Below are 6000 nucleotides of genomic sequence, written 5' to 3'. Positions count from 1 at the left end.
TTTTTACCCTCAAAAACCTAGTGTGTTTATTCCTCAGTAATACCGAGTTCACGTTGTTTTACTAGCGAAAATGAGAAAACTTTTGACTTATCAAAGCATTTTTGAGAAGAGTAAACCTTTAGATACAATTTAATTTTCACTAAATAACTGACAATCAAACTTTAAAATAAGTTTGAAGCCATTATGGTAGATATTATTTCTAATTTTCTCCCAAAAACGGAGAGCAATGTAAAAACACGTTTTTTGAAGAGTAGCAAAACGCTATAAAATGGATAGAAAATCCTATCTTTGACTGATTTTTAAATAAAACTACTTCAATGAAAAGATTTTCTCCTTATGTTAGTGCTGGCTTGGTAGCTTCTATGTTTTATGTGCTTTACCAAATGCGACAAGCTGTAGATACAATGGAAATATTTGCTACTGCACTACACCACACAACAGTACTTTTGCTTTTCTCTACTTGTGGTCTGATGGCTATTTTGCTTAGTTTGAGTGGCTTTAAGAGTTTAGATAATGGACTTCAAGCTGTTTCCTATTTTGGACTTATCGGTTCAATTCTTATCTTGCTTTCTGTATGGTTTATGCCTTTTTTTGTTTAAATTGGTATTTGTCAAGAGTAAATTAATTGACTTACAAAATTATATTCCTCATCACTATAGTTATTTTAAGTAATAGTATTTTTTACTGATTACTGGTAACTGCATTACTGGTAACTGAAACATGGAAACTTTAAATCTATTTTGGGAAAGGCTTATGCAAGACCAATTATTGGCTGCCTTTGTAGGCATCGCAGGTCTTTTTTTTATTATTATCCTAATTGCTTTCTTGTGGGTTGTCTTTACAGCAGACAAATCAGAAAAATTAGCTTATAGGCGTTGGAGAAACGGACTTTGGGGAGAAGAATACCTCACACAACTCAAAGAAATGACAGAAAGCACGCAGCGAACTATCGAAGCCTTACGTACAGAGATTAACGACCGAGAAGAAGACAGCCGACAACGCTTAGAACAAGCTGAAGCATTAGAACAGCAGATTACGGAAAGGCAACGAGTAATAGAAGAACTAGAAAACCAAAACAAACCTCCCTTTTCAATTTCGACATTTTTTATTGGCTTTACAGTCGGAATAATTCTTTTAGGTGGTGCTTTTGTAACTCTCTATTTCTTACAAATCGTTCATTTTTAAGCGAATATAACAAGAGATAAAGAGTACAATAATTGAATATCAAATTATATTATCGTATCTTTGCAAATTGAAAAATTTGTTGTAATCTAATTATTGACCTTTCATAACTCTCTCACTACCAATTCTTTAAAAGCTCTTATTTTCATGGAAAGTGTACTACATAGTTTTCTAAAACGCTTAATTGAAGAAGGTGGAACTCAAAACTTTTTGATTATTAATCTATCAAAAAGTTACTATATCCAAGTGGCAGGAGAGTTTTATTCAAGTCATCTATTCTTTGAAGCTGTTTCTAATAATTTTCTTCCTACCAAAAACCAGTTGAGTTCTTCTCAACATCAGCGTTTACTGACTTTAGGTTGGAATTCACCTACAAAAGAAGGAAATTATACTTATAAGACAAGTATTAATTCAAGTGAAGAGTATAATGCTTGTATCGAATTTGTAGAAAAAACAGCGAAAGAAATTTATGGTATAGATGTTATTGATGAGTTTATGATAGAATTAAATTTAGAATAATAGCAAAGTATTTTTCAAAAGCGTACTACTAAAAAACGAAATTTGTTCCAATGAAAAACATACAATTAATAGTTGTTTTGCTCTGTGCAGTATTAGGTACAGGCGTATTTAGCTCTTGTAGTAAATTTACAAAAGCAATGTCAGACCCTAACTGGCGTGTACGTGATAAGGCAGCTCAAAAATATTATGAAGAAGGAGACTACTACCGTGCAGGTTTGTTGTGGGAAGATGTAGTACCGATAGTAAAAGGCGACCCAAGAGCAGAAGACATTCAGTTTAAATATGCTTATTGTCATTTTTATCAGAAACAGTATCTTTTAGCTGCTTATTATTTCAAAAACTTTTACTTTACCTACCGTAGAAGTCCGAATGCAGTCGAAGCTTATTTTATGAATGCTTTTTCATTGTATAAAGATTCACCTAGAACTCACCTAGACCAAGAAAGCACAAAGGAAGCCATTCAAGCTTTCCAAGATGTAATCAATACCTATCCAGATACAGACTACGCTAAAAGAGCAAGCAAACATTTGGATGAACTTAGAGCAAAACTAGAACTTAAAGCCTTCGAAAACGCAGAATTGTTCTACAACTTAGGTCGTTATAAAGCTGCTGTAATTGCCCTAGAAAACTTTCAAAAAGATTACCCAGATGCTCCACAGCTTCCAGAAGCTGCTTATTTGCGCTTAAAGTCTGAATATGATTTAGCAAAAAACAGTATTTATAGCAAGCAAAAAGAGCGTTATGAAATTTCTAAAACGTACTATTTTTATTTGATAGACCGTTATCCAGAAAGTAAATTTGCTAAAGACGCTGAAAACATTTATGATAATATAGAAAAAGCTCTCAGAAACATAGAGAAGGGAGAAATCATTGATACAAAAGAAAAGAAAGACCCTAAAAAAATTACGACTTCAGAAGGCTCTGCAGGAGAATCTGAGTAAAACAATTTGCTTTTCTATTTTTTAAAGTTATACTAATACTAAATAAAACAATCCAATTTATATAAATATGTCAGCTAAAAAACCTAATCTTCGTCGTACTCAAACGGCAGCTCTTCAAACTCGTGATGTACAAGCCATTATTGCAGCGACAGGTAATCTGTATGAATCTATTTCTGTTATTGCTAAACGCTCTCGTCAGATTTCAACAGAAACAAAAGAAGAGTTGAATCAAAAAATTTCAGAGTTTAGTATCGGAACAGACTCTTTAGAAGAAGTCTTTGAAAACAAAGAACAGATTGAGGTCTCTCGTCAATACGAACGTATGCCAAAATCTACGTCTTTGGCTACTGACGAACTTTTAGAAGGGAAAATATATTTTCGCTACCGTCAAGAAGAAGACAATAATACTGCTTCATAGAAGCGTATAAAAGCAGTCAAACAAAGTTAATTGACTGCTTTTTTTATAAAAATTTTTTAAAGCAACGATTAATACGTATTTTTCGGCGTTGTTTATCAAAACTGATTAACAAGAATAACTATATTTTTATACTTGATAAGCAATGACTTATGACTTTATTTTCCAAACTAGCTTAGTTAAACATAAGCTATTATCAATTATACTGTACCTGCACTTAGATAATGCCAACATCAACTACTAAATCCACAGATAATATACTATCCCATAAAACAGAATCAGAAACAACACTACATTACAATTCTGATTTTTTAGAATGGCTACATCAAGAAGAAATTAGTTTGGCTATTTCTACTTATCAAACCAACAAACTGTTTTTAGTTGGGCGAGACACTACCAAACACTTATTTGTCTCTGAAAAATCATTTGACAGAGCGATGGGATTACATGTAGAATCTGAAAACTCGTTTTATTTGAGTACTCGTTTTCTTCTTTGGCGTTTTGAGAATGCCCTTGCAGAAGGACAAATACACAAGGAAGCTGATAAAGTATATATTCCTCGTCAAGCATTTACGACAGGAGACTTGGATGCACATGATATTTCTAAAGATGAAAATGGAAATATTGTGTTTGTAAATACAAGATACAACTGTATTGCTCAAATCAGTGAGAAATATAATTTCAAACCTATCTGGACACCTCCATTTATTACCAAAATGGTTTCAGAAGACCGTTGTCATCTCAATGGTATGGCAATGCGTGATGGCAAACCTCGCTATGTTACAATGGTTGGTCAAACAGATAGACTGGATGAATGGAGAGAACACAGAAAAGATGGTGGAGTTGTGATGGATATTCAAAATAATGAAGTCTTGGCAGAAGGACTTTCTATGCCACATTCTCCTCGTTATTATCAAGATAAACTATGGGTTTTAAATGCTGGTAAAGGACAGTTTGGCTATGTAGAAGATAAAAAATTTGTTCCTATTACATGGCTTGATGGTTTTTTGCGTGGATTAGCTTTTTATAAAAATTATGCTATTATTGGTCTCTCAAAACCAAGACACGAACGTACTTTTGCAGGTCTTCCATTAGAAGAAATTTTAGAAAACAGAAAAGCTGAGCCAAAGTGTGGAGTTTTCATTGTGGATATAAATACAGGAAATGTACTTCATAGTTTAGAATATGAAGGGAATATAGTAGAGCTTTATGATGTAGAGGTTCTACAAAACACAAAACGTCCTTCTACCATAGATATTCGTAATAGAGATATTTGTAGTTTTATTGCTATCGAAAAAGAAAATGATAATGTAGAGTTTAAAGCATTGAGCTCATTGGAGGATAACAACCCTTCGGCTTATAGTAGTCAAGCACTTTCTTCATTTCCAACAAATAAACCTTTACCAAAACGTCCTACCCAACACAAAAAACCAAATATGGCTGCTACCTCAAAAGAAGCCATTAAGTATCAAGCAAGTGCAAATATCTCCTTACAACAAGTCATTCAGCACTTTGGAAAACTAACATTCCCCAAACTAGAGCAATTAGCAAAAACTCGTAAAGTAAATGAGCCATTAATGGCTATAATAGCTCATAATGGTCAGCATCAAGTAGGTTGTCTTATCTTGGAGGCTCTTCCTAATGGTGTGGGAAAGGTTCTTAGCTGGTACATAATTCCTCCTTATCGTAGTTTAGGAATTGGAAAGGAATTGTTGATAAAAGCTCAGAACATTGCAAAAAAGGTAAAACTGCAAGGTTTAGCAATGGACTATGTCTCTGACTGGACACAAAAAGACGTAATAGAAGCTATAATAGACAAACAAAAATGGGAAAAACCAATAGTAAAGCTTAGTCTTTGTAAGGCATCTAATGATTCTATCAATACGGCTCCTTGGCTTAAAAAGCTTCCTCCTCTACCTTTAAATATGGAAATAGGAATGTGGAAAGATGTAACTGAAGTAGAGAAAAAAGTAATTCTAGAAAAGAAGAAAAAACAAGACTGGTATCCAGAAATTGTATCACCTTTTCAATCTCCTCATTTGATAAGTTTGGATACTAGTGTAGTATTGAGACGAGAGGGCAAAATAGTAGGCTGGATAATTACCCATAAAATAAAGGAAGATACCATTGAATTTACAGGCTCTTTTGTAGATTTCAAAAGCTTAGGTCTTCAGAAAAAAAGTCTTCTCATACATCTTATTAGTAAAGCCGTAAATTGTTTCCTTGATGCAGGTTATAAATATGGAATATGGCAAATTCCTCAAGACCATAATACTATGTTTCGTTTTACGGATAAATTCCTAAAGCCTTACCTTATTAGTTTTACAGAGCAAAAAGTAGCTTATAAACCTCTTTGATATTTTTATTGACGTTTTACTATTTTAGTAACTCAATCTGTAATAGGCAAATATGACAGCTTTAAACTATCAAACATAAAAAACTAAATTTTCATTTTTTTTCAAAAGAATTTATATATTTGTGCTAACTTACATCAAGTGTATAATTTAACTAACCCTAAACCTAAATCATATCTGATATGAAGAAAATTATTTTAACATTTTTGCTGCTTTTTGTAGGAGTTGCAGCTTTTGCTCAAACGACGACACTGCAAGCAACAACAGTTGAGAATACTGAGCACAAACAAAGAGCTGAATTCATGACCAGTCAAATGGAGGCTTTGATTACTGACATGAAACCAAAACAAAAAATAGCAATTAATGAACTCAATGAGAGATATTTCGAGAAAGAGATTCCTTTAGCAAGACGCATGGCTAATGTAACAAATCCTCAGAGAGAAGTAAAACTGAACGATTTGAATGCAAGACTCCATCAAGAGTATAAAAAAAGAATGAAAGAAAATCTTTCGTCTTCACAATACACTTTATTTACTCAAAACTTAGAGAGTCTTCTCGTAGGCGTTAAAAACGAATTTGGTGAGTAATT

Annotated in this window: 7 protein-coding genes; all 7 read left to right on the top strand. The window is 33.0% G+C overall.

What is annotated here, in order from left to right:
* Nucleotides 1–317: 317 nt before the first annotated feature.
* The 7 genes from QZ659_RS07650 (at nucleotide 318) to QZ659_RS07620 (ending at nucleotide 5998) form a co-directional block, all read left to right on the top strand.
* The gene (locus tag QZ659_RS07650) at nucleotides 318–599 is read left to right on the top strand and encodes a hypothetical protein (RefSeq protein ID WP_291724398.1); all 282 of its coding nucleotides are present in this window, start codon (nucleotides 318–320) and stop codon (nucleotides 597–599) included.
* Between the two features lie 121 nt (nucleotides 600–720).
* Complete coding sequence (locus QZ659_RS07645) at nucleotides 721–1185, top strand: hypothetical protein (protein WP_291724395.1); 465 nt, start codon at nucleotides 721–723, stop codon at nucleotides 1183–1185.
* A 144-nt stretch (nucleotides 1186–1329) separates the two neighbouring features.
* Nucleotides 1330–1701: a TY-Chap domain-containing protein gene (locus QZ659_RS07640; RefSeq protein ID WP_291724392.1), complete on the top strand. Its 372-nt coding sequence runs from the start codon at nucleotides 1330–1332 to the stop codon at nucleotides 1699–1701.
* 50 nt (nucleotides 1702–1751) lie between these two features.
* Entirely contained in the window at nucleotides 1752–2642 is an 891-nt protein-coding gene (locus tag QZ659_RS07635) for an outer membrane protein assembly factor BamD (protein ID WP_291724389.1), read from the top strand.
* 67 nt (nucleotides 2643–2709) lie between these two features.
* Entirely contained in the window at nucleotides 2710–3060 is a 351-nt protein-coding gene (locus QZ659_RS07630) for a DNA-directed RNA polymerase subunit omega (RefSeq protein WP_291724385.1), read from the top strand.
* A gap of 221 nt (nucleotides 3061–3281) precedes the next feature.
* A complete protein-coding gene (locus QZ659_RS07625) occupies nucleotides 3282–5414 on the top strand; it encodes a TIGR03032 family protein (RefSeq protein WP_291724382.1) in 2133 nt (710 codons plus the stop codon).
* 179 nt (nucleotides 5415–5593) lie between these two features.
* Nucleotides 5594–5998, top strand: coding sequence for a hypothetical protein (locus QZ659_RS07620; protein ID WP_291724378.1), 405 nt, complete (start codon nucleotides 5594–5596; stop codon nucleotides 5996–5998).
* Nucleotides 5999–6000 lie beyond the last annotated feature (2 nt).

It is taken from the genome of Bernardetia sp., assembly GCF_020630935.1.
Classification (GTDB): domain Bacteria; phylum Bacteroidota; class Bacteroidia; order Cytophagales; family Bernardetiaceae; genus Bernardetia.
The sequence above is the reverse complement of the archived record's forward strand: the minus strand, read 5'-3'. Positions and strand labels throughout refer to the sequence as shown.

What these genes read in the sequence shown, in the direction of transcription:
- QZ659_RS07650 (WP_291724398.1), top strand. Translation starts at nt 318, where the DNA reads ATGAAAAGATTTTCTCCTTATGTTAGTGCTGGCTTGGTAGCTTCTATG.
- QZ659_RS07645 (WP_291724395.1), top strand. Translation starts at nt 721, where the DNA reads ATGGAAACTTTAAATCTATTTTGGGAAAGGCTTATGCAAGACCAATTA.
- QZ659_RS07640 (WP_291724392.1), top strand. Translation starts at nt 1,330, where the DNA reads ATGGAAAGTGTACTACATAGTTTTCTAAAACGCTTAATTGAAGAAGGT.
- QZ659_RS07635 (WP_291724389.1), top strand. Translation starts at nt 1,752, where the DNA reads ATGAAAAACATACAATTAATAGTTGTTTTGCTCTGTGCAGTATTAGGT.
- QZ659_RS07630 (WP_291724385.1), top strand. Translation starts at nt 2,710, where the DNA reads ATGTCAGCTAAAAAACCTAATCTTCGTCGTACTCAAACGGCAGCTCTT.
- QZ659_RS07625 (WP_291724382.1), top strand. Translation starts at nt 3,282, where the DNA reads ATGCCAACATCAACTACTAAATCCACAGATAATATACTATCCCATAAA.
- QZ659_RS07620 (WP_291724378.1), top strand. Translation starts at nt 5,594, where the DNA reads ATGAAGAAAATTATTTTAACATTTTTGCTGCTTTTTGTAGGAGTTGCA.